General features: G+C 45.1%; 25 protein-coding genes and 1 pseudogene. 7 read left to right on the top strand and 19 right to left on the bottom strand.

What is annotated here, in order from left to right; translation table 11 throughout:
• Positions 1-121 precede the first annotated feature (121 nt).
• Positions 122-742 carry a spore protease YyaC gene (gene yyaC, locus BLR65_RS15120; RefSeq protein WP_093795026.1) on the top strand — a complete coding sequence of 207 codons (621 nt, stop codon included), beginning with the start codon at positions 122-124 and terminating at the stop codon, positions 740-742.
• 127 nt (positions 743-869) lie between these two features.
• On the opposite strand, the gene BLR65_RS15115 is transcribed toward yyaC, so the two are convergent.
• The 3 genes from BLR65_RS15115 to BLR65_RS15105 all read right to left on the bottom strand — a co-directional run bounded on the left by BLR65_RS15115 (position 870) and on the right by BLR65_RS15105 (position 2,772).
• Positions 870-1,247: a bactofilin family protein gene (locus tag BLR65_RS15115; protein WP_093795025.1), complete on the bottom strand. Its 378-nt coding sequence runs from the start codon at positions 1,245-1,247 to the stop codon at positions 870-872.
• Positions 1,248-1,262: 15 nt separating this feature from the next.
• Positions 1,263-2,183 (bottom strand): peptidoglycan DD-metalloendopeptidase family protein, encoded by a 921-nt coding sequence (locus BLR65_RS15110; protein WP_093795024.1) that lies wholly within the window; start codon positions 2,181-2,183, stop codon positions 1,263-1,265.
• Between the two features lie 79 nt (positions 2,184-2,262).
• Positions 2,263-2,772, bottom strand: a complete 510-nt coding sequence (locus BLR65_RS15105) for a DUF4446 family protein (RefSeq protein ID WP_093795023.1) — start codon at positions 2,770-2,772, stop codon at positions 2,263-2,265.
• Between BLR65_RS15105 and BLR65_RS31830 the strand changes: the two are divergent.
• Positions 2,723-2,860: pseudogene (locus tag BLR65_RS31830) on the top strand (hypothetical protein); the annotation flags it as partial. The gene BLR65_RS15105 and the pseudogene BLR65_RS31830 overlap by 50 nt on opposite strands.
• Here the strand turns inward: BLR65_RS31830 and BLR65_RS15100 are convergent.
• The 6 genes from BLR65_RS15100 to BLR65_RS15075 form a co-directional block, all read right to left on the bottom strand.
• The gene (locus tag BLR65_RS15100; RefSeq protein WP_093795022.1) at positions 2,827-3,519 is read right to left on the bottom strand and encodes a DUF554 domain-containing protein; all 693 of its coding nucleotides are present in this window, start codon (positions 3,517-3,519) and stop codon (positions 2,827-2,829) included. The pseudogene BLR65_RS31830 and the gene BLR65_RS15100 sit on opposite strands and share 34 nt — an antisense overlap.
• A 1-nt stretch (position 3,520) precedes the next feature.
• Positions 3,521-4,666, bottom strand: a complete 1,146-nt coding sequence (locus BLR65_RS15095; protein WP_093795021.1) for an aminotransferase class V-fold PLP-dependent enzyme — start codon at positions 4,664-4,666, stop codon at positions 3,521-3,523.
• Positions 4,667-4,680: 14 nt separating this feature from the next.
• Positions 4,681-5,904, bottom strand: coding sequence for a [FeFe] hydrogenase H-cluster maturation GTPase HydF (gene hydF, locus BLR65_RS15090; protein ID WP_093795020.1), 1,224 nt, complete (start codon positions 5,902-5,904; stop codon positions 4,681-4,683).
• Between the two features lie 13 nt (positions 5,905-5,917).
• Complete coding sequence (locus tag BLR65_RS15085) at positions 5,918-7,315, bottom strand: aspartate ammonia-lyase (protein WP_093795019.1); 1,398 nt, start codon at positions 7,313-7,315, stop codon at positions 5,918-5,920.
• 61 nt (positions 7,316-7,376) lie between these two features.
• Positions 7,377-8,291 (bottom strand): ParB/RepB/Spo0J family partition protein, encoded by a 915-nt coding sequence (locus BLR65_RS15080; RefSeq protein WP_093795018.1) that lies wholly within the window; start codon positions 8,289-8,291, stop codon positions 7,377-7,379.
• Entirely contained in the window at positions 8,284-9,045 is a 762-nt protein-coding gene (locus tag BLR65_RS15075; RefSeq protein ID WP_093795017.1) for a ParA family protein, read from the bottom strand. Before BLR65_RS15075 ends, BLR65_RS15080 begins: the two co-directional genes overlap by 8 nt.
• A gap of 207 nt (positions 9,046-9,252) precedes the next feature.
• Here BLR65_RS15075 and BLR65_RS15070 point away from each other — a divergent pair, with 207 nt between their 5' ends.
• The 3 genes from BLR65_RS15070 to BLR65_RS15060 are packed head-to-tail and all read left to right on the top strand — an operon-like array spanning position 9,253 to position 13,260.
• Entirely contained in the window at positions 9,253-9,936 is a 684-nt protein-coding gene (locus BLR65_RS15070) for a hypothetical protein (RefSeq protein ID WP_093795016.1), read from the top strand.
• Positions 9,937-9,939: 3 nt separating this feature from the next.
• Complete coding sequence (locus BLR65_RS15065; RefSeq protein ID WP_093795015.1) at positions 9,940-12,315, top strand: homocysteine S-methyltransferase family protein; 2,376 nt, start codon at positions 9,940-9,942, stop codon at positions 12,313-12,315.
• A 15-nt stretch (positions 12,316-12,330) separates the two neighbouring features.
• Positions 12,331-13,260, top strand: coding sequence for an ADP-ribosylglycohydrolase family protein (locus BLR65_RS15060; RefSeq protein ID WP_093795014.1), 930 nt, complete (start codon positions 12,331-12,333; stop codon positions 13,258-13,260).
• Positions 13,261-13,389: 129 nt separating this feature from the next.
• Here BLR65_RS15060 and noc read toward each other — a convergent pair whose 3' ends face one another.
• The 4 genes from noc to mnmE all read right to left on the bottom strand — a co-directional run bounded on the left by noc (position 13,390) and on the right by mnmE (position 18,419).
• Positions 13,390-14,325, bottom strand: coding sequence for a nucleoid occlusion protein (noc, locus tag BLR65_RS15055; RefSeq protein ID WP_093795013.1), 936 nt, complete (start codon positions 14,323-14,325; stop codon positions 13,390-13,392).
• Between the two features lie 79 nt (positions 14,326-14,404).
• Positions 14,405-15,124 carry a 16S rRNA (guanine(527)-N(7))-methyltransferase RsmG gene (rsmG, locus tag BLR65_RS15050; RefSeq protein ID WP_093795012.1) on the bottom strand — a complete coding sequence of 240 codons (720 nt, stop codon included), beginning with the start codon at positions 15,122-15,124 and terminating at the stop codon, positions 14,405-14,407.
• Positions 15,125-15,127: 3 nt separating this feature from the next.
• A complete protein-coding gene (gene mnmG, locus BLR65_RS15045; RefSeq protein WP_093795076.1) occupies positions 15,128-17,002 on the bottom strand; it encodes a tRNA uridine-5-carboxymethylaminomethyl(34) synthesis enzyme MnmG in 1,875 nt (624 codons plus the stop codon).
• Positions 17,003-17,033: 31 nt separating this feature from the next.
• A complete protein-coding gene (mnmE, locus tag BLR65_RS15040; RefSeq protein ID WP_093795075.1) occupies positions 17,034-18,419 on the bottom strand; it encodes a tRNA uridine-5-carboxymethylaminomethyl(34) synthesis GTPase MnmE in 1,386 nt (461 codons plus the stop codon).
• 247 nt (positions 18,420-18,666) lie between these two features.
• Here mnmE and BLR65_RS15035 point away from each other — a divergent pair, with 247 nt between their 5' ends.
• Positions 18,667-19,569 (top strand): chemotaxis protein, encoded by a 903-nt coding sequence (locus tag BLR65_RS15035; RefSeq protein WP_093795011.1) that lies wholly within the window; start codon positions 18,667-18,669, stop codon positions 19,567-19,569.
• A 29-nt stretch (positions 19,570-19,598) separates the two neighbouring features.
• On the opposite strand, the gene BLR65_RS15030 is transcribed toward BLR65_RS15035, so the two are convergent.
• Complete coding sequence (locus BLR65_RS15030) at positions 19,599-20,366, bottom strand: sulfite exporter TauE/SafE family protein (protein WP_093795074.1); 768 nt, start codon at positions 20,364-20,366, stop codon at positions 19,599-19,601.
• A gap of 150 nt (positions 20,367-20,516) precedes the next feature.
• Here BLR65_RS15030 and BLR65_RS15025 point away from each other — a divergent pair, with 150 nt between their 5' ends.
• Complete coding sequence (locus BLR65_RS15025; protein ID WP_093795010.1) at positions 20,517-21,263, top strand: hypothetical protein; 747 nt, start codon at positions 20,517-20,519, stop codon at positions 21,261-21,263.
• A 96-nt stretch (positions 21,264-21,359) separates the two neighbouring features.
• On the opposite strand, the gene jag is transcribed toward BLR65_RS15025, so the two are convergent.
• The 5 genes from jag to rpmH all read right to left on the bottom strand — a co-directional run bounded on the left by jag (position 21,360) and on the right by rpmH (position 23,456).
• A complete protein-coding gene (gene jag, locus BLR65_RS15020; protein WP_093795009.1) occupies positions 21,360-21,995 on the bottom strand; it encodes an RNA-binding cell elongation regulator Jag/EloR in 636 nt (211 codons plus the stop codon).
• Between the two features lie 2 nt (positions 21,996-21,997).
• Positions 21,998-22,624, bottom strand: coding sequence for a YidC/Oxa1 family membrane protein insertase (locus BLR65_RS15015; RefSeq protein WP_093795073.1), 627 nt, complete (start codon positions 22,622-22,624; stop codon positions 21,998-22,000).
• A gap of 55 nt (positions 22,625-22,679) precedes the next feature.
• Positions 22,680-22,898, bottom strand: coding sequence for a membrane protein insertion efficiency factor YidD (gene yidD / locus BLR65_RS15010; RefSeq protein WP_093795008.1), 219 nt, complete (start codon positions 22,896-22,898; stop codon positions 22,680-22,682).
• Positions 22,895-23,257, bottom strand: coding sequence for a ribonuclease P protein component (rnpA, locus tag BLR65_RS15005; protein ID WP_093795072.1), 363 nt, complete (start codon positions 23,255-23,257; stop codon positions 22,895-22,897). Before rnpA ends, yidD begins: the two co-directional genes overlap by 4 nt.
• Before the next feature lie 64 nt (positions 23,258-23,321).
• Entirely contained in the window at positions 23,322-23,456 is a 135-nt protein-coding gene (gene rpmH, locus BLR65_RS15000; RefSeq protein ID WP_093795007.1) for a 50S ribosomal protein L34, read from the bottom strand.
• Positions 23,457-23,627 lie beyond the last annotated feature (171 nt).

The following is a 23,627-nucleotide window of genomic DNA, read 5'->3' as shown; positions in this document are numbered from 1 at the left end:
TACAGTCTGGTAAACATTTCATTTATTATTCCTGTTAGATATTAGAAATTCCTGCCGTTATGTATAGAGTGCTTCTATTTTACACATAATGGTAAGGACAACTATTTGACAGGAGCATAGTATGCTGAATAACATTTTGAATTTTCCCATAATCAATAAACTGTCACCGCTTAAGCCGCCGGTGGCTCCCGAGCTTGCACGTGAAATCAAATTTAATGTTAGTCAACCAAACGCTATTTATGACCTATCGGTTTCTATCCGCAAGTTAGTTGAAAATGCAAAAAAAGACGGTTGGGAAATTGTTGTTTTATGTATTGGTACTGACCGGTCAACCGGGGATGCACTGGGGCCATTAACAGGTACAAAATTAAAAACAATTAACTATTTTCCTCATGTCTACGGTACTTTGGATGACCCAGTTCACGCCACCAATCTGGGAAGTATGCTGTCAACAATTAATTCCTCCTTTGCCCATCCGTTTATTATTGCTGTCGATGCTTGTCTCGGCAAGTTGGAGAATGTGGGCTGCGTAACACTTGGACACGGGTCGGTTAAACCCGGCGCAGCCGTAAATAAAGACCTCCCGGCTGTCGGCAATGCTTACATTACCGGTATTGTCAATGTAGGCGGCTTTATGGAACATCTTGTTTTACAAAGCACCCGGCTTAACCTGGTGATGAAAATGGCCGACACCATTGCTCACGGCATATCCTTTGCTCTCGGGCGCAATCACAGTTCTTAAGTATAAGCATTTTGTAACACGGTCGCCACTTAGAGGACTGAGAATAGCCTTCTCCTGATTTGCTTGCAACCTATTTTGATAAAAAAAGCAGGATACACTGATGTGTATCCTGCTTTTTTTATCAAAATCATTCATTACCCTCGGTCGAAGGTTCTTTTATCATATTGCACGCACCACGGAATATCGCTCCCTCGCTGACGGTTAGCGTGCCAACTTTGATATCACCATATACTTTAGCAGTAGGCAATAGTTCCAATTTATCGGAAACATCAATGTTTCCTTTTACTACGCCGGCAATAAGAGCACTTCGCGCCTTAATCTGAGCTTCCAGATTCCCGTCTTCCCCTACCACCAAATCACCGGCAGTAGTAATCTCCCCTTCATGCCGCCCGTCAATTCGAACTGTTCCTTGTGATGTAATTGTACCTTTAAAAGCAGTCTCGCTGCCAATAATCGTGGCGACTTGATCACCAATGGTGCTAGGTTGCTTCTTACTGCCAAACATTATAACGCTTACCTCCTACAAAAAACTAGATGGATTCACTGCTGTGCCATTAACCCGTATTTCATAATGCACGTGTGGTCCGGTACTGTCACCAGTACTTCCCATCCGGGCAATTAATTGTCCTTTTTTTACTTGCTGACCAACATTCACAAGCAATTGGGCATTATGCCCATATATCGACACCATACCGTTACCATGGTCGATTTCAACCATATTACCATACCCGCTGACCCAACTACTGTTAACAACAACGCCATCGGCGGTGGCAACAATAGGCGTACCGGCTTCATTGGCAATATCAATTCCCGGATGCCAGTCGCTGCCTCTGCCCCAGGGCGAATTACGCCACCCAAAACGGGACGTTACTTCCCCGTTTGTCGGCCAGATTGACGGGGTGGCCGACAGCCGTTCCTTTTTCTCAATTAATGATCCCTGTAAACTGCGCAGACTGTTTTCCCGTTCATTAACTGCTACTTTAAGCTCTTTCACTAAGTTAAGCAACTCGGCCGTTTGAGGATGTACCTCAGGACCACCTTGTCCATTATAATTTGTCAGCCTGGCAGGAGCTGATCTTGATGTATCCGTAAGGTCTTCACTATTTACCATGCGCCGCAAATCGGCGTCCAGTTGATTTAGACGGTTCATGTCCTGCTGGAGATCGGCTGTCTCTTTAGCGAGTTCCTCCAGTTCGGCATGCTGTTTACTATTCACTTCACGCAGTTGATTCAATTCATATTTTTCCTGGTTCGTCAAGTTGGCCTGATAACGATAATTTATCATTGTACCCGAAAGAATTGCTAAACAAATACCTAGTGTCGCGGCAGTATATTTAATCGTTTTTATGGGAATGCGAATGCTAAATACGGATTTGCCGTGATGGGGCACAATCATAAACGTATATTCACGTTTGTCAGGCTTTGGCGTTTTTTGTATCAACCATATCACCTTCTTTTCAAAAGCTTACAAACGCCTAACCACGATACTATTCGCCAAAACCTGAAAAAATCCTGCTATTTTATGAATTTTTTTCCAGAGATATCTTCAAAGCTTGTTTTTCCTCTTCTGTAAGGTGATAAGTAGACTGGCCGTCAACAACCGGTTTGGCATATATTCTGGACTCATTACGACCATAGATACTGGATAGAACGATGCCGTTCTTATTTTTATCCAATAATGCCAGAGCAAAACTTAGATCACTGCCGGTATCTTCAAATGCATTAAAGCGAACCAATCCTATATTTTGTATGGTTTTGGTCGTAATGGCATCCAACTGACGGCATTTTTCATCTAGCTGATTGACCTTACTCACCGCCTGGCGAACTTCCTCTATATGGCTCAATAAGAGGCGTTCAATATTTGCGTTCTCCATTCCATTCATCATTCTGCGATAGCGCTTATTCAGTTTGCTCATCTTTATATTGACACTAATAAAAACGAGCAATGCAATAAAGATTAGCACAGTCAATCCTAATAATATGTACGGTAAATTAGCTGTAATAAATAATGTATATTGCGACAAATCCATGGTAGCTGTGTACCACCTTTCCTTTTATCGGTTGCAATCCTATTTCCATAGTATTCATGTCGGCCAGAAATATGCGATTGCCGCTGCAGCCGGTATTGCCGGCAGTAAATTTGCCAATTTTATATTTTTTAATTCCAGCATTAGTATGCTCACTCCAACAATAAGAATCCCGCCGGTTGCCGTGAGCTCCGTAACTACCCGGTCGGATAATATAGCACTAAAAAAACCGGCCAGTACTGTGATTAAGCCCTGATAAATCAATATGCTTAAGCTGGAAAAAGCCACGCCGATGCCCATACTTGATGTAAAAACGATTGAAATAATACCATCTAACAATGACTTAGCATAAAGTATACTTGTGTCTCCGGTTAAACCGTCCTGAATAGAACCTACAACTGCCATGGCACCAATACAATAGACCAGACTGGCTGTAACAAAACCGCGTCCAATTGAATTTGGACCTTCAGCGCCAGCACTGCTTAATTTAGCAGATAGCCATGCCCCGATTTTATTTAAGCCCCCATCAATATTGAGTGTTTCCCCGATAATGGCACCAACGGCAATTCCCATAATAACAATAAGGATATTCTGCGTCTTTAGCGCCATTTGTAAACCAATAACGCCTACAGCTAATGACATCCCCTGTACAAGTGTATTCCGGTATTTTTCGGGTATTCCTTGTTTTAGAGCTAATCCCAAACCGGATCCTATTATAACTGCGGCAGCATTCACTAGCGTTCCCTTCATTTTATCCTCCCTGGGCCGCAATTTTTTTAATCGCAGCAAGCGCTTGTTCAATTTCGTTTTCTGTGTTGAAATATCCCGGACTAAGCCTTACTGTTCCTGTCTTTAATGTTCCTATTGTTTGATGCGCCCACGGGGCACAATGCAAACCTGATCGGCAGGCAACACCATAGTCTCTGTCAAGAATATGGGCTACCTGGCCACTATCCCTTCCCGACAGAGTAAATGACAGTACGGCGGTGCGACCGCCGTACTCCTGCAGACCATAGACAGTTGCCCCGAAAACAGTTTTCAGACCTGCCAGCAGTAATTTTGTTAATTCCAGTTCCTTGGCCTGAATTTTACTTCGTCCGGTAGTCAAAATGTATCTGACACCTGCTTTTATACCGGCTATGCCAGGTGTATTGGGAGTGCCGCTTTCCAGCTTGTCAGGCATAAATTCCGGTTGCCTGTCTGATTCAGACAAGCTGCCGGTGCCTCCAACCCGCAACGGTTTAACTGCGACCGTCTCATGTACATAAAGACCGCCTGTACCTTGTGGTCCAAGCAGTCCTTTATGACCACTAAAGGCCAAAGCATCAATTTTCATAGTGTCCACGTCAATTTCTTCCACGCCGGCGGTTTGCGCAGCGTCTACCATAAAAATGACGCCAAACCGTTTGGTCAGTTTGCCGACTTTTTCAATTGGCATAATTGTTCCGGTAACATTGGAAGCATGAGCCATAATAACCAACTTTGGTTTTTGCCTGATGGCTGCCGCCATTGCCGCCATATCCAGTTGTCCCAGGGAGTTGCAGGGAATTATGCAAACATTGACTCCCTGTGATTCGGCCAAGCGCACAGCCCTGGCTACCGCGTTATGTTCCATTGCAGTTGTCACAATTGTATCACCGGGTTGTACTATGCCAAATAGGCCCATACTGATGGCATCACTGGCATTATGAGTAAACGCGATCTGATTGGCATCATCAATATGGAATAGTTCCGCTAAAGCTTCCCTTGCCTCGTATACCAGCATGCTGGCAGCTCTCGCCATACTGTGCCCGCCTCGCCCCGGATTGGCTCCCATCGTGCGCAAACATTCATCGACCGCCTGATAAACACATTCAGGTTTGGGCCAAGTTGTCGCCGCATTATCTAGATAAATCACAATTTGTTCGCCCCTTATTCCTCAAGAATCATTTGCGCAAGCGGGAAAGGCGCAAGGGCCCGGTACAAAATTCCATGGATCTGCGCAATCAATAAGCCATAGTTAACGATCGGCACTCCGGCTTCTCTGGCGATTGCCAGGCGATACAACATTTCGCGCCTATTAAGCATGCAGGCTCCACAATGGACGATCAGCTTATATTTTGTTAAATCAGGCGGAAAAGTTCCCCCTGACACCCATGCAAAATCCAGCTCACCCCCTACTGACTGTCTCAGCCAGCGCGGGATTTTTACTTTTCCAATATCATCAGCCTGGCGATGGTGGGTGCAGCCTTCTGCTATTAGCACTTTGTCACCTGGTTGCAAAGCATCAATAGCCTTTGCTCCCGCTACTAAGGTTTCAAGGTCTCCCTTATGGCGTGCCATCAAGATCGAAAAAGAAGTTAACATGACTTCCGACGGCGTATCTGCCCCTACTTTCATAAATTCCTGAGAATCGGTAACGACTAAGCGCGGCGGATTTTTCAGACTATCAAGCGCCTCTTTTAATTCCCGTTCCTTGACTACAACCGCACAGGCATCATTGTCAAGCAAGTCACGGATCGTCTGAACCTGTGGCAATATTAGTCTTCCCTTCGGGGCAGCTAAATCAATCGGCACAACCAAAACAACCGTATCACCAGGCGACACCAAATCACCAATTAATTGCGGCCCCTCCCAGTCATCCGGTGCCAGTTTAATCATTTGACGTTTCAATTCTTCAATACCTTGACCGGTTTTGGCACTGATCAACAATAAAGGCAAAGCAAGCATTTGCCTCCATGTTGCTAGTTCTGCCGGTGAGACGGTTTTCGTATCACTTTTATTCACTACACCGGCAATAGGCAGATTGCGTTTTCTTATTTCTTTAACCAATTCTTCTTCAAAACTGGTTATGCCTTCTTCAGGATCAATAACAATGACTGCCAAATCGGTCTTATTTAATACCTGCATTGTCCGTTCTACCCGCAATGCTCCCAAATCGCCAACATCATCAATACCTGCGGTATCAATAACCATTACCGGTCCGATAGGCAGTATCTCCATAGCTTTATATACCGGGTCGGTCGTTGTTCCGGGAACATTCGAAACCAATGCTATGTCTTGATTGGTAAGGGCATTGATCAAACTGGATTTACCGGCATTGCGCCGCCCAAATATTGCAATATGCAGGCGTGATCCTTTTGGTGTTTCTTGCATGCTCGATTCCTCCCTATTTGGGCTTACCGGCAATCCCCGGATGAGTCATTGCCCGAGGGTCAAGGGCAGCATCTATTTTTTCCTCAGGCAATACAGCCAAACGAATTGCGGCTTCCCGCACTGTTGTATTTTCCTCCATAGCTTTGCGCGCTACCTGTGACGCCAAATCATAGCCGATATGAGGCACCAAAGCCGTAACGCTTACCTGGCTATTGTTAAGTAAAGCCGTACATTGTTCACAATTGGCAGTTACACCGCGAATGCAGAATTCATGCAAAATTTTTACCGCATTGGTTAATAGCGACAAACTCTCTAACAAATGATGAGCGATTAATGGCATAAAAGCGTTCAATTCAAGCTGTCCCGATTGTGCGGCCATGGCAATTGCCATATCTGAAGCCATAACATGAAAAGCAACCTGATTAACGGCTTCCGGAATAATTGGATTGACTTTCCCCGGCATAATAGAAGATCCCGCTTGGCGTTCGGGTAAACGGATTTCTCCCAAACCTGCCCGAGGACCTGAGGACATAAGGCGCAAGTCATGGGCTATTTTGCCAAGATTAACTGCTAAAGCCTTTAACAGTCCGGATACTTCTACAAATACATCCGCATTTTGAATGACATCAATCATATTTTCGGCCCTGGCTAAACCGACTCCCGCATATTGCCGTACTCGGTCATTGACCATATAAATATACTTTTTATCCGCATTTAAGCCTGTGCCGATAGCTGTTCCACCAAGGGCCGCCTGCCGCAAGCGTTCCTCGACCTTATAAAGGCGCCAGCGGTCACGGGCAATTGCACCGGCATAAGCACTAAATTCCTGTCCAAGCATAATAGGCACAGCATCTTGCATTTCCGTCCGTCCAACCTTTATTATTCCAGCAAAATCAGCCTCTTTATCCTGAAGCGCCTGTTGCAAAGCCGCACATTCATCACTTAGCGGTTTTAGCAGCCAAATAGCAGCGATTCGCAGTGCCGTCGGATAGACATCATTTGTTGACTGATGCATATTTACATGATTGAGTGGGTGCACCAGCTGATAATCTCCTCGTGACCCTCCTAAAATTTCGATGGCACGGTTCGCCAGCACCTCATTGACATTCATATTTGTTGAAGTACCTGCGCCTCCCTGCAAAGCGTCCACAACAAACTGATCTTGCCACTTTCCGTCCATTATCTCATTAGCTGCGGTACCTATTGCTTGGGCTAATTCTTTGGGCAAATAACCAAGTTCCGCATTTACTTCTGCTGCTGATTTTTTAATTAAAGCGATGGCTTTGACGAGAACGGCAGCTACTTTATAACCGGATAGGGGGAAGTTTTCTAGAGCGCGCAAAGTGTGGATGCCGTAGTAGACGTCTGCCGGGACCTCCCGCTCGCCCAACAAGTCTTTTTCAATCCTCATTTTTATCCACCTCTATTGTCAGGAGATCCTTTATAATGTTTCACGTGAAACAATTTTCCAGTTAAACCACCAATTGCCCCTGGAATTTCGAATTAACATTTTCCTGGCGTTTGGACAACATCTCCATGATACGTTCTAAATCTTCATTTGAATAATACTCAATTTCAATTTTACTTTTATATTTACCTGGCTTTATTCTTACCTGTGTTCCTAAAATTACTTTCAAACGATCTTCAAATTCATTCATAAAAAATTGATCTTCTTCTTCCTCTTTAGGCTTTGCTTCTGCCTTTTTCACCGGCTGCTTGGCCACCAGGCGACGCACCAATTCTTCAGCGTCACGAGCCGATAAATCTTCTTCAATGATTTGATTAGCGACTTCTAACTGCATTTCCGGGGAATCTAATGCCAATAAAGGCCTGGCCTGCCCCATTGTCATTGTTCCACGTGAAACAAATTCCTGGACTTCGGGTTGAAGATTAAGAAGACGAATGATATTAGCAATCATTGACCGACTGCGACCAATTCTTTGCGATACTTCTTCCTGCGTTAAGCCAAACTCTTCAATCAAGCGGCGAAAAGCAACCGCCTCTTCAATAACATTCAGATTTTGACGCTGCAGATTTTCAACAAGGGCTATTTCCATCATTTCAGCATCTGTATATTCACGTATTACGGCAGGTATTTGTTTTAATCCGGCCATTTGTGAAGCGCGCCAGCGGCGTTCCCCAGCAACTAATTCATAGCCAGTCAGAGTCTTACGGACAACCACCGGCTGAATAATTCCATGCTGTTTGACTGACTGCGCCAATTCGGCAAGTGCTTCCTCATCAAAATCACGGCGAGGTTGATGTTGGTTAGGAACTATCTCCTGCAGGGAAATTTCTTTAATAGGTTCATTACTTTCAGCAGTTTGCCCATTAGTAGGCGCATTAAACAAGGCATCAAGACCTCTTCCTAATCCACGTTTACTCATCACCAATCACCTCTCGTGCTAAATCAAAATATACTTCGGTTCCCTTCGATTTAGGATCATATTTAATAACAGGCTGTCCATGGCTAGGGGCCTCACTCAAACGGACATTGCGGGGAATAATGGTTTGGTAAACCTTATGACGGAAATGGTTCTTTACTTCATCCACAACCTGAATAGACAAATTAGTACGGGCATCAAACATGGTTAGCACTACTCCCTCCAATGTAAGTACTGGATTAAGGTTCTTTTGCACCAAACTAATTGTATTCATAAGTTGTGTCAAACCCTCAAGCGCGTAAAATTCACACTGAATCGGTACCAATACGGAATTAGCCGCAGTCAAAGAGTTAATCGTAAGCAAGCCGAGTGAAGGCGGACAATCAATCAGTACATAATCATAACTGAATTTAGCTTTATCTAAAGCCCGCTTCAATTTTCCTTCGCGCGACATCATCGATACAAGCTCAATTTCCGCTCCTGCCAACTGAATGGTTGCCGGCAATAATTTAAGGTTAGGAATCTCTGTCTGAACAACGATTGATTCTACCGGGACATCATTAATCAGTGCGTCATAAACACAACGCTGAATGCTTCCTTTATTAAAGCCCAATCCACTCGTCGAATTCCCCTGTGGATCAATATCAATCAATAAAACGTTCTTACCTAACTCTGCCAAACAAGCGGCGAGATTGACCGCGGTCGTTGTTTTGCCTACTCCTCCCTTTTGATTGGCAATAGCAATCACTTTAACCAAACTTTTTTCACCTCAAAATAGATTAGTTCCATCTTTTCATTCCACATATCTATGTGATTTCCTGCCAAAAAAACAGAAAATATAATTATGTTTACATAACTATATTCGTGATTTTAATAATTTGTTAAGTCAGACGTTCGCCGCTTTAATAACACGGCAAAATATACTATAATGCTTATAATACCTCGTTGTTAAGGAGGTTCCTAAATGCCAATTTATCATCCGCGGATAACTATCGTTGACCCAGTTGAAACCAAACGCTACGCAGGACTAAGACAAAAGGCTGAATTTCCCAGCGTTCTTCTCACCGAAGCCTGTACACAAGCCCAATTATTGGCAATGCCGAAGGGAATCTGGCAACTATATGCCTACGACCAGGACTTACATACCATAATAGCAAACGATCCACTTATCTTAACCGCAGACAGTATTATTAAACATTTGGCCGGGGCAGTTGAAGTGGCAGTCATGGCAGTAACTATCGGTCTGCCGTTAGAGCAGGAAGTATCTAATTTGTTTTTACAGAATAAATATACCTTGGGACTACTCTTGGATGCAGCCGGGACTACTGCCGTAGAAACGGCATGCGACGCTGTTTGCCATATAATTGCGGAGCAGGCATCACACGCCGGTTTAGCGGCCGGCAGCCGTTTTAGCCCAGGCTATGGGGATTGGTCAATCCATATACAGCCTGAAATACTTAAGCTTGCAGGCGGGGATGATATCGGCCTTAGTGTGACAGACACAAAAATGTTAGTGCCGCGCAAATCTGTTACCGCTATTGTTGGCCTATATCCTTACCACCATACAATTAACCTACCGCAGCAGCAGGAAATGGCCAGTAATATATGCGGTCAGCCTGGCTGCCAGGCACGAAAGGAGACAAAATAGTAGATGATTCAAGTTTTTGACGGAGCAATGGGTACCATGTTGCAACAAGCCGGCCTAAAGCCAGGCCAATGCCCTGAATTATGGAATATGGAAGAACCCAAGAAAATTACGGCCATCCATAGCCAGTATATTGATGCAGGTGCCAATATTATTGAAACAAACAGCTTTGGGGCTAACCGCATAAAACTATCACATTATAATCTGGAAGACAAAGTAGCGGCCTTAAATCAGGCCGCCGCCGCCGCCGCCCGGAAAGCCGCCGGGTCACAGGCCAAAATAGCCGGCTCGGTTGGCCCAACCGGTAAATTTATTGCCCCTTTAGGTGAACTTACCTTTGATGCTGCCTATGAGGTATTTTATGAACAAATTTCAGCCCTTGATGAGGCCGGTGTTGACTATATCATCATTGAGACAATTATTGATATCCAGGAAATGCGGGCTGCCCTCCTGGCCGCTAAAGCGGCCACGCGCCACCCTATTATCTGTCAGCTATCCTTCGATGCGGACGGCCGCACTGTAACAGGCACCGACCCACGAACCGCCGCCATCACATTAGAATCTTTAGGAGCTGATATCATTGGCGCCAACTGTTCATTGGGCCCGGCGCAACTCTTGCCGGTAATTGAAGCGATAGCCCAGAATTGCTCTATCCCCATCAGCGTGCAACCAAATGCCGGTATGCCCAGGTTAATTGACGGTCAGACGATTTTTCCCATGACAGCCGAGGAAATGGCTGGCTGGGTTCCCAAACTTGCTGCTGCCGGGGCAACTTATATCGGCGGCTGCTGCGGCACGACACCTGCCCATATTCAGGCTATACGCCAAGCGGTCAACCAGCTGCCGCCCGTAACGGTAAAGCGTACTCGCCCTTTCACCGCTTTGACAAGCCGAACGCGTACCGTAACAATTGGTGCGCAGTTTGCCCCTGTCATTATCGGGGAACGCATCAATCCTACAGGCCGTAAAGCACTGGCGGCCAATATTAAGGCCGGTAATTTCAACACAATAAAAAAAGAAGCCCTGGCACAATTATCAGCGGGAGCTGCCATACTGGATGTAAATATGGGAGTTCCCGGCCTAGATCAGCCCGCTGCCATGAAGCAAGCTGTCGAAGACCTGTCCAGCCTGGTCGACGCACCACTTTCCATTGACACCACAGACCCGGCAACTCTTGAGGCTGCCTTAAAGGCTTATCCCGGTCGGGCACTGATCAACTCAATTACGGCTGAAACCGAACGTCTGGAAGCTTTTTTACCGCTTGCCAAGAAATACGGCGCCGCTGTATTATGCCTACCAATAGCCGATGACGGGGTACCAACAACGGCAATCGAACGGGTTACGGTAGCAAAGCACCTTGTTGCCGCTGCGCTGGATCATGGCCTGGAACGCCATGACCTGCTGCTTGACGCCCTTGTTATGACAGTAGCCACAGATAGCAAAGCTGCCGCTGAGACTCTGCAAACCTTCAAATTATATCGCGAACAACTTGGCTGCCCCACTGTCATGGGCCTTAGCAATGTCTCTTTTGGCCTGCCACGACGCGATTTACTGAATGCCGCATTTTGCGCTATGGCCTTGGATGCCGGCCTAGATGCCCCGATTCTTAATCCTTTTGATCCGTTAATGCAGGATATTTGGGCCGCTGCGGTTACCTTAAGCGGCCGCAACTCCGAGTCAGTTATCGCCTACAGCAAAAAATATGTGGATATGGACGATAAAGCGTCCATCGCCCCTGCCGCCGCTGACAATATCTTAACGCAAATTCGTCAAAGTGTTGTTAACGGCGAGACAACCGGGGTTGCACCACTGGTACGCCAAGCACTAGCCGAAAATTTTACTCCGCTGGTTATCACGGAACAAGCCCTGACCGCTGCTATGAATCAAGTTGGTCAAGCTTTCAGCCAGGGTAAGTGCTTCCTGCCGCAAGTATTATTATCCGCTGAAACCATGAGGACTGCCTTTAATACGATCAAAGAGGTATTACCCGCCCACCAGACACAAAGCCTGGGTACAGTAGTTCTCGCCACCGTAAAGGGAGATATTCACGATTTAGGAAAAAACATCGTCGCCGCACTGCTCGAAAATAATGGTTTTACAGTCATTGATCTGGGCAAAGATGTTGCCGCAGAAACCATAGTGCAAACGGTCCTGGAACAACAGCCGCATATTGTGGGACTGTGTGCGCTGATGACTACGACCCTGCCACAGATCGATCATACGATTGCCGCCCTTAAGGCCGCTAATTATAAAGGTAAAACCATTGTCGGGGGAGCTGTGCTGACGGAAACCTATTCCCGCCAGGCCGGTGCTGACGCCTATGCCGCCAATGGGGTTACTGCCGTCAACATCGCTAAACAACTGGTTGCCAATAAAGTTTAGCGCAAGGAGGGCGTTATGAATCAGAATCGCTACCGGGGGGCACTGCTAGGACTGGCTATCGGTGACACGCTCGGCATGCCGCTGGAGTTTAAAAGACCAGGCAGTTTTACTCCTCTGACCGGACTTACCGGCGGCGGTGCCAACAATCTCGCCCCAGGCCAATGGACGGATGATACATCCATGGCTTTATGTCTGGCAAACAGTTTGCTCCATTGCCAGGGCTTTGATCCTGCCGATCAAATGAACCGCTATGTCCGCTGGTATGAGGAAGGTTATCTAAGCAGTACCGGACACTGTATTGATATTGGCAACACAGTGCGAGCAGCACTAGAATCGTATAGCAGAACCGGAAATTTCTACGCCGGTTCTGAGCACCCCCACACAGCCGGTAACGGCTCCATTATGCGGCTGGCACCTATTGCTCTTGCTTATGCGACACAACCAGCCGCTGCCATCTGTTTCGCTGCCGATAGTTCCCGCACCACGCATGCCGCTCTTGAAGCAGTGAATGGCTGCCGCTTTTTGGCAGCGCTCATAATTGGCGCACTGCAGGGCAGACCAAAAGATACCTTGCTTGCCGATTGCTATTCCCCGCTTTCCATGGGCTGGGAAAAACCGCTGACAAAAAAAATTTTCGCCATCGCGACAGGATCATTCAAGGAAAAAAATCCGCCGGCCATTCGCGGTACAGGCTATGTGGTCGATTCCTTAGAGGCTGCATTATGGGCCTTTCACCACAGCAGCAACTTTGCCGAAGGCGCCTTGCTGGCTGTTAATCTCGGTGATGATGCTGATACTACCGGGGCTGTTTACGGCCAACTGGCCGGTGCCTATTATGGGGCCGACAATATACCTGAATCATGGCTGGCCAGTTTATACCAAAAAAATTATATTCAGACACTAGCTGACGAACTATTTGTATTCTCGCAAAAACAAAAACGCTAGCGACACCGCTGTCAGCCCTATTATACCAAAAGGCGTAAATTCTGCAATTATTTTACAGATTTTACGCCTTTTAAGCCCTTCACGCTTACTTATTAATGGGATTACAAGAATAGTGCCTTTGTGGTTCTGCTATTTGCGACTATTTTTTACCTGAATACTGATATTGACATAATCGCCTTCAATATCCTGCTTAACCTTAATATCCATCCCGCTCTTTTTCATCTGGGTAATTACACTGTTAATCGTATTGATAAAAATGCGTACATCTTTAATAATTTTAACGACAGTTTGCCGGGGAGCAGCCTGTTTTTCCCGGGAAATATTGTTCGTATAGTTCTCAATTAGCTCTTCCGTTTCCCGAACATTCAATCCTTTAGCCTTAACCCCTTCAAGCACTTCCATTTGCCTGCGGGAATCATCCAATTTTAAAAGTGCACGGGCATGTCGCTCGGTTAAATTCTCGCTTACAAGAACTTGGCGCACTTCAGGCACCAACTTTAACAATCGTAACTTATTGGCGATAGTTGACTGGTTTTTCCCTACACGGCGTGCCAACTCCTCTTGCGTAAAATTAAAGCTGGCAATTAAGTGCTGATAGCCTTCTGCTTCCTCTAAAAAATGCAGATCTTCCCGTTGCAAATTCTCGATCATGGCAAGTTCAGCCATTTCTTTATCATCAAGCTCGCGAATAATAACAGGAACTTCGGCGAGACCGGCTAACCGCGACGCTCTGAGACGGCGCTCACCGGCGATCAATTCATATGTCTCTCCTTGGCGGCGTACTAACAGCGGTTGAATAACCCCGAACTCTCGGATGGAAGCAGCCAACTCTTGCAATGAATCATCGTTAAACGTTTTACGCGGCTGAAACGGGTTGGGAACAATGCTTTCAGGCGATACTTTCTGGACAGATTGTACATCGATACTATTTTCTTCTGTATGCCTAGGCGCAATATTCGCTGCATCAATTTGCTCATTCGTAACAACAGGAGCACTTTCCGGGACATTTTCGGGAATAGTTGGCGAAGCCTCTCCAATACCAAACAGCTTGGCCAAATTTCTCATGATTCCACCACCTACAAAACAATTAAGACTGCGATATATTATCTTTTATATTCTGCAAATAATGGCAATTTCCTCTAAATCATAACGGCTTTTTTTCCGGAGTACCCGCTTTGCGTGGGTAATTTGCCGGGGTTGAGGCAATTTTTTTAATATAAATAACAGCCCGTTTGTCCGTTAACCCCGGTAAAATTACTGGCATAACGCTGTCAACTTTAGCACCTAACAAATCAATGGCATGCGCCGCCTCCCGCAATTCTTCTTCGTATTGGGCCCCCTTCAAAGCTATAAACCAACCGCCAATTTTAACAAAAGGCAGACAAAGTTCACATAAAATATTAAGTCTGGCAACGGCCCGTGACACCGCTAGTTGGTATGTTTCCCGGTATTGTATGTTTTTTCCGGCTTCCTCGGCCCGGGCATGAACAGTTTGCACTTTGCTAAGATTAAGAGTTGCCACCACTTCCCGTAAAAAATTCAACCGTTTGTTTAAGGAATCCATTAAAGTGAGCTCTATATCCTGCTGAAAAATTTTAAGAGGAATACCAGGAAAACCGGCTCCTGTTCCGACATCAACCAAGCTAACACCAGGTGTAAACAGGTCCTGCCGATAACAGGACAACGAATCCACCATATGTTTAACCGCTACTTCACACGGTTCGGTAATAGCGGTTAAATTCATTTTTTCATTCCACATGACCAACAGCTGATAGTAGTCAGCCATCGCGGCCAATTGCTCCGCTCCCAGGCTAAGCCCATAATCCATAGCCGCCTTAGCCAAAATATCCTGAAACTTTTCCATAGTTTACTCCTGTCTGCTCCGCTGTTGTTCCAAATACACCATTAATATCGAAATATCAGCCGGAGACACGCCGGAGATACGCGCAGCCTGTCCAATTGACAGCGGCTTAATTTTGTTGAGTTTCTGACGCGCTTCCAGCGATAACCCGCTAATTTGACTATAATCGATAGCTTCCGGCAAGTGTTTAGCTTCCAGTTTAGACGACCGCTCAACTTGCTCAATCTGTTTTTGAATATAGCCTTCATACTTAATGGCAATTTCTACTTGTTCCCGAACTAAAGGGGAAATCTCCGGCAGGTCAAAATACCGGCGTATCGCCTCATAATTAACTTCCGTACGCCGCAGCAGGTCGTAGAGAGTAATGCCTGTCCGCAGTTCAGCCGTACCCAAAGAAGCCATTTTTTCCTGAATTTCAGGCAGGGGGGTAATTTGCATACTTTTTAAACAGGCTAGTGTCTGCTCAATTGCCGTCCGCTTGGCAACAAATCGCGCATAACGCTCATCCGTCACGAGGCCAATCTTTCTTCCCTTTTCCGTTAGCCTGAGATCGGCATTATCCTGCCGCAAAATGAGACGGTATTCGGCCCGGGAAGTCATAATCCGGTAGGGCTCGCTGGTCCCCTTTGTCACCAGGTCATCAATCAATACCCCGATATACGCATCAGAACGGGATAGAATAAACGACGGACGGCCTTGTACTAAAAGAGCCGCATTTATACCTGCCATTAATCCCTGGGCTGCGGCTTCTTCATAGCCGGAGGTGCCATTCGACTGACCTGCCGAAAATAAACCGTTAACTTTTTTGGTTTCGAGTGATGGTTTCAATTCTTTAGGATCAACACAATCATATTCGATTGCATAACCGGGACGCATAATTTCAGCGCGTTCCAATCCGGGAATAGTCCGTAAAAAAGCTAACTGAACATCAGCCGGCAGACTTGTGGACATACCCTGAATATACATTTCCATAGTATGGGCTCCCTCAGGTTCAACAAATACCTGATGGGCCAGTTTATCAGCAAAGCGTACCACCTTATCCTCAATGGACGGGCAATAACGCGGACCTGTTCCTTCGATAATTCCCATATATAAAGGCGCACGATGCAGGTTCTCCCTGATAATAGCATGGGTCCGTTCATTGGTATACGTCAGCCAGCAGGGAATCTGCTCCCGCGTTGCAATATCACTCATAAACGAAAAATTATGAGTCGTATCATCACCCGGCTGAATCGTCATTTTACCGGTATCAACGGTTCTGGCATCCACTCTCGCCGGTGTGCCGGTCTTAAACCGCATAAGGGAAATGTCCAGTCTTTTAAGTGCCGCTGAGAGCTTATCCGCCGCCCGTTGACCTGCCGGTCCACCCGGATAATTGATTTCGCCCAGTATAATTTTTCCCCGCAAATATGTGCCGGTAGCAATAATTACACAGGTCGTACGGTATATTTCCCCCAATTCGGTTACAACGCCGGCAACATGCCCGCTCTCCACAAGAATATCGTCAATTAAGGCCTGCTTGACAGCCAAATTCGGCTGGGTCTCCAGCGTATGCTTCATCGCCAACTGATAAAGTTTCTTATCCGCCTGTGCCCTAAGGGCATGTACAGCCGGTCCCTTACCGGTATTCAGCATACGCATTTGTATACAGGTCTTATCTGTATTAACCCCCATCTCGCCGCCCAGCGCATCAATTTCTCGTACCAGATGGCCTTTAGCCGGCCCGCCAACTGCCGGGTTGCACGGCATCATAGCAATATTATCCATATTAAGTGTGGTAAGTAGTGTCCGGCACCCCAGCCGGGCTGCAGCCAGAGCAGCTTCACAGCCGGCATGCCCGGCCCCAATCACCACCACATCGTATGTACCTGCTTGAAACAAAATTTCCACCTCATCTATCTTGCTTTTACTTTCACTTGCCGATACAGAATTGTGTAAATATCTGATCAATAATATCTTCGCCTACCGTATCGCCGGTTATTTCACCAAGCTTTTCCCAGGCAGCCCGCAAATCAATGACAATACAATCGGTTGGCATACCGGCCTCAATCGTGGTCAAAGCGTCAGCAAGCCTCTGCTGTGCCTGCCGCAAGGCATTGGCATGGCGGACATTATTGACAAACATAGCTTCACCTTGGTTTATTTGGCCACTATATACCATATTGACAATTTCCTTCTCTAATTGTTCCAGCCCCATTCCCTGTGTCACTGATATTTTTAACACCTGCCGGCCAGCAGTGTACTTTTCTACCTCGGCCACTTCCAGCCGGGCAGGCAAATCACTCTTATTAATTAGCACCAGTGCCTGTTTGCCGGACAATAAGGTTAACACCGACTTATCTTCTGTCGCCAGAGGTGTGGATGAATCCAATAACAGTAAAATAAGGTCAGCCTGTCCAACCAGTTCTTTCGCCCGTTCTACGCCAATTCTTTCCACCACATCGGCTGTCTCGCGAATTCCGGCCGTATCAATAATTTTTAGCGGTATACCACGAATATTAACATATTCTTCGATAATATCCCTAGTGGTCCCGGGAATATCGGTAACAATGGCCCGTTTCTCCCTCAGTAAGGCATTCAATAAACTGGATTTACCAACATTGGGTTTACCAATAATAACCGTGGCCAAGCCTTCCCGTAAAATCCGTCCCGTTTGCGCAGTTGCCAGTAGCGACGCCAACTGTAAATCAGCCTGCTTAATCAATTCCGCAACATCAGCTGCGGCCGCTTCCTCAATATCTTCTTCAGGAAAATCGATAGCGGCCTCCAATTGGGCAATCATCCGCAAAACAGCATGGCGCAGCCCTTTTACCTGTTCCGACAGCCGGCCTGATAAGTTACCAACCGCTGCTTTAAGCGAAGCGTCGGTTTTAGAACGGATAATATCAATAACTGCTTCCGCCTGTGCCAGATCCAACCGTCCATTCAAAAAAGCCCGCTTGGTAAACTCGCCCGGTTCGGCCAGCCTTGCACCTTCTCCGAGCGTAATCGCTAGAACCCGTTGTAAGGGTACCGGCCCGCCATGGCAATGGATTTCCACAATATCCTCACAAGTGTACGACCTTGGAGCACGCATGACAAGGATAAGCGCCTCATCAACTGTTTCGTTATTTTCCGGATCTATGATGGTACCATATAACACTCTATGAGATGGAGTATTGATGACCCGCTTACCGGCGTTACTTGCAAAAATTTTATCCGCAATGCTTATCGACTTATCACCACTTAGCCGGATGATCCCAATGCCGCCTTCGCCGACTGCCGTAGCAATCGCGCTAATTGTATCATCATTTGTCAGCCCAATCACCATTTTCACTCCTTAAAAATACAAGCAAATATACAAATATATAATTATTCCCTACCATTTTTCATGTTCCTGCATCAGGACACAATCAATATAGTATTCCTCCGAATAAAGTAAAAATACTCATAAAATTAATTCTAAAGGCAAACGAATAGAAGGTATAAGAACCATAACATAGAAATACTAATTATCGGCGTAATTTGATTCATTATGGATATTGAAATGAGAAAGAAGGGATGGCATGTCTGAGAAAAAGGGGATTTTGCTTGAAACCGGAACTAATGAATTTGAAATAGTGGAATTTTCGATTGGTCCCGTTAGTTATGGTATCAATGTAGCTAAAGTAAGAGAAGTCATAAATCCCATGCCTGTCACCAAAATGCCCAATGTACATCCTTGGGTTGATGGTATATTTACGTTACGTGGCAGAGTTATGCCGTTAGTCAATCTTCCTCGCTGCCTGGGTGCTGAGTCATCCACTACTTCACCCAAGGTAATTGTAAGCGAACTAAATAACTATTATGTAGCGTTTCTTGTGGATGAAGTCTCGCGTATCCACCGCATTTCCTGGACAGCGATGGAGCCTCCTCCTAATATCGCCAATTCGGAAATGGTTGTCGGTATTATCAAAATGGCCGAAAAAATGGTCGTTCTGCTAGACTTCGAAAAAATAGTGTCTGAAATTAATCCTGAGATGAATGAAAAATTTAATAAGATAGCATCTGTGCCTGCCAATATTATGGACATCCGCAAAAACAAAACAATTTTGGTTGCGGAAGACTCCCGCCTCCTGCGCGATCTTCTGTTAGGAACTCTCCACAATGCCGGCTATCCGAATATTATCTTGGCGGAAAATGGACAAGACGCCTGGCAAAAGATTGAACAACTGGGCGCCGACGGCAAACCTATTGAAAGTAAAATACAAATGGTAATCACCGATATTGAAATGCCGCAAATGGATGGCCATCACTTAACAAAACGCATCAAGGACAACGAAAAGTTCAAGCATTTACCTGTTGTTATCTTCTCTTCCCTCATTAATGAGGAAATGCGTTTAAAAGGCGAATCAATCGGTGCTAACGGACAAGTGTCCAAACCGGAAATTACTCAGCTAATTGACCTTGTGGATAAACTGATTCTATAAGTAAGAAGACTACCTTTTTGGTAGTCTTCTTACTTCATTACTAAATCCCATAATTGTTTACCGATCAGCAGACTGGTTACCCCGATAAAAAGCGGCCTTACATAAGCAGTGCCACTTTTTATTGCCAACCGTGATCCGGCAATAGCACCAGCAATCATGGCTGTCCCCATAATAAGCCCATACTGTAAATTTACTGAATCAAGATAAAGAAATGTTATTACGGCGGCAATATTACTGGCAAAATTCATAACTTTGGCATTTCCCGCCGCGACAACAAAATCAAACCCTAACAGTAAAAAAGAAAAAATAAAAAATGAGCCTGCACCCGGACCGAAAAATCCGTCATAAAAACCGATCGTAAACGTAGCCAGACCGATTAATAACTTTGTTTTAGCAGTTAATCCGGCATATCTTGATTCAGCTCCCCAATCCTTCTTTACCATGGTATACACCGCGACAACTACCAGCAAAATAACAACCAGCGGCTTCAGAAATTCGGGGGGGATATTTCGCACTGTATAAGCTCCCAGTACCGAACCGATAAAAGATAACGGAAATAACCAGGCCACTAAGCGGCAATCAATCTTCCCGGAACGTAAAAAAGATATCGTACTTGTCATGGAGCACATTGTACCGGCAATTTTATTTGTACCAAGCACTACACTGGGGGGCAAACCGGTAAACAACAGCGCCGGCAAGGATACTAAACCGCCACCTCCCACTACCGAATCAATAAAAGCAGCAATAAAACCGGCAATAAGTAAAAAAACAATAATTTGGGGATCAATACTTTCCAACAAAAATAACACTCCTATGCTTTTATTCCTATCATAGCTTTAATTATCATATACCTAATAATTAATAGAAAGCAAGGATAATTTAATTTTTCTTGTTATTGCCAATGGCAACCAGGCATTGTACAATATTGATGAAAGCGAGGTGTCTGTATGAGCAGCGAACACCAATATTACAGTATTATTTTAAAAGGGTGCTCCCGCCTCGTAAACCTGGGGCAACGCCTGGAAAACACTCTATTACGCGGACGATTGGCCATAAAGATGGCTTTGGACAATATCCCATCCGTCATTATCTATAAAGGCAATGTAAACAATATTATTCCTATTTATAAAGCATTTAAGTCTGAACAAGCAGCCATTACCATTCTATTAGATGGTGTCCCCCCTGCACTACCGGTTAGTAAAAAATACCGGGATTATTCATCTTTAAGTCCTGAACTGCAATCATTGCTCACCCATGTTCCTGACAATCTATGGCTTGGTGAAGCGATTCATCGCATTGTTCCGGCAAGTTTTTTAGATGAAAATGGTGCCTTGGTTGTTTCCAGCCATGCCCTATATTTTATTGATAAACCCGCCGGTGATCCGGAATGCCGCTGGTTAATCATCCCTTATGGACAAATAAACGAAATAGCGGAATTAAATGAAACAAGTTTGCTAATAAATCATCAAGATACCACCGGCGAGCAAAATGACCTGTTTACCCTGCCACCCGAAGTGTTGGTGCCGCTTAAAGAAGCAATTACGCAAGCCAAGGCGTCCGAACGCTATCTAATTAAGCTGAAAACCTTTTGCCCTGGATGTAGTCAAGTATCGGAAGACTTTATCGATTGTGCCCCGCCGGCATCCTATTGCCCAAAATGCGGCCAACCTTACCAGCGTACCATTATCGCATAAAAATTATCAAAATATGGTTGCACTAGTTTATCAGTCAGTATATTAGGAAGATTGGATTAAAAAACTACAGCCGGGTCATCCCGGCTGTTTTTGCTGCTACTTTTTCAAAGCAATTACTACTTTGCGATAGGGTTCGTCACCTTCACTGTAAGTAACGATCTTATGATCATTTTGTAATGTCATGTGGATAATTTTACGTTCCTGCGGACTCATAGGCTCAAGCACCACTCTTTCGCCCCGGCGCTTTACCTTATCAGCCAGACGCATTGCCAGACGAGATAACGTTTCTGCACGTCTTTTACGATAATCTTCCACATCGAGAACAATCCGGCTACGCTCCTCGACGTCACGGTTAGCTGCCAAATTAGTCAGATACTGAAGAGCATCCAATGTTTGCCCGTGCTTTCCAATCAATACACCCAGATCTTCTCCCCGGAGATTAATTACCACATGCTCATCATGGGTCATTTTTTCCATAGAAACCGTAATATTCATTGCTTTGAATACTTTTGTCAAGAATTGTTTGGCTTCTTCCACCGGATCTACAGCACGAACAGTTACTTTTACTTTGGCAAGCTTAGAACCGATAAACCCGAACAAACCTTTACTGGGAACTTCCAAGATCTCATAATCAATGCGATCGCGGGTTACTCCAAGTTCAGCAAGCGCCAGCTCAATTGCCTCATCAATGGTTTTTCCTGTCTTTTCAATCGTATTAAGCTTACCATTCATTCTTAGCGTGCCTCCTCACGAGCAACTGAAGAATTATTGCGGTACATAAACCACTGTTGAATAATTTGGAATATATTGCTTACTACCCAGTACAGCACCAAACCGCCCGGGAAGCTTAAGCTAATATAACCAATAAACAGGGGCATAAAAATCATCATCATTTTAGTCTGCTGATTCATTTCAGCAGTGGTTTGCTTTTGCTGAATATAAGTAGTGAGAGCTGATAGTACCGGCAAAATATATGTAGGATCAGGCTGCGCCAGATCTGTCATCCACAAAAAGCTCGGTGACTGTACATAATGATAATCACGTATAGCATAGAAAATGGCAATCAAAAACGGCATTTGTACAATTAAAGGCAAACAGCCGGCTAACGGATTTACGCCTGCCTCTTTATATAAGGTTGCCAATTCCTTATTCAGCTTTTCCGGATTCCCCTTATATTTTGTCTGGATTTCCTTCATTTTGGGCTGAATATCCTGCATTGCTTTCATAGATTTGACTTGCTTAACAGTCAGCGGATACATTAAGGCCTTAATCGCAATGGTGAGCAGAATGATAGCAACACCATAATTGGCAATCCCCATCCCCGCTGTCAAATTATAAAAGAAATTCAATGCGCCCTGCATAATGTTGCTCAAAAAATCCAAAAAATTTCCCTCCTGCAAATCATTGGATGTTTATTTAAACAGGATCATATCCGCCAGGATGGAACGGATGACAGCGCAAGATGCGCTTCACAGCCATAACCAACCCCCGACAAACCCCATATTTTTCAATAGCCATTAGTGCATACTCCGAACAGGTAGGCACAAACCGGCAACTAGGCGGCTTCAAGGGAGATATAAACAAACGATAAAACTTGATACCGCCAATAATAAATAAGGTTATCATTCGTTTCATGTTTTTTCCACCAGTATCTTTGCTTTGGCACAAAGCTCCAAAAATGCTTTTACTACCTGGTCAATTCCTGCATTAACCAGTGGCTGCCGGCCGACAACCACAAGATCAACACCGGTAACGAGCTTTTCCTGCTGGTGACGATAAGCTTCCCTTAACAGCCGTTTCAGCCGGTTGCGTACAACGGCTGTGCCTAAACGTTTACCGGCAGCAAATCCAATACGACGATTGGCCGATCGATTAGGCAAAACATATAATACCAAATATTTATTGGCATATGATTTGCCCGACCGATAAACAGCCTGAAAACTTTTATTTTGGCAAAGCCTGCCTACTTTAGGCAGAACAAACCTTTTGACCATATCAATCATCCGGTTTCCTAAAAATTTTTACTCAATGGAAAAAATAGGCCACGAAAGCGGCCTACTATGCTGACAATTTTTTTCTACCTCTAGCGCGTCTTCTCTTTATAACAAGGCGACCGCCTTTTGACGACATACGCTCACGAAAACCATGGGTTCTTTTTTTCCACAACGTATTAGGCTGATAAGTACGTTTCATTCTTACACCTCCTTATATAAAAAAGGAAACCTTTGAAATCTACAAAATTTCACTAGTCTAAATTATAGACTAGCATAAGCCTTCATGTCAAGAATTCAGCCAATAACAAATAATTTGATCTGTGGATATTTTACTACCTTTTTTGCTATTGACGAAAATATCTTGTTGATA

This window comes from Sporomusa acidovorans, assembly GCF_900101845.1.
GTDB classification, from domain to species: Bacteria; Bacillota; Negativicutes; order Sporomusales; family Sporomusaceae; genus Sporomusa; species Sporomusa acidovorans.
Note: the sequence above shows the minus strand (reverse complement) of the source record. Positions and strands in the feature narration are given on the sequence as shown.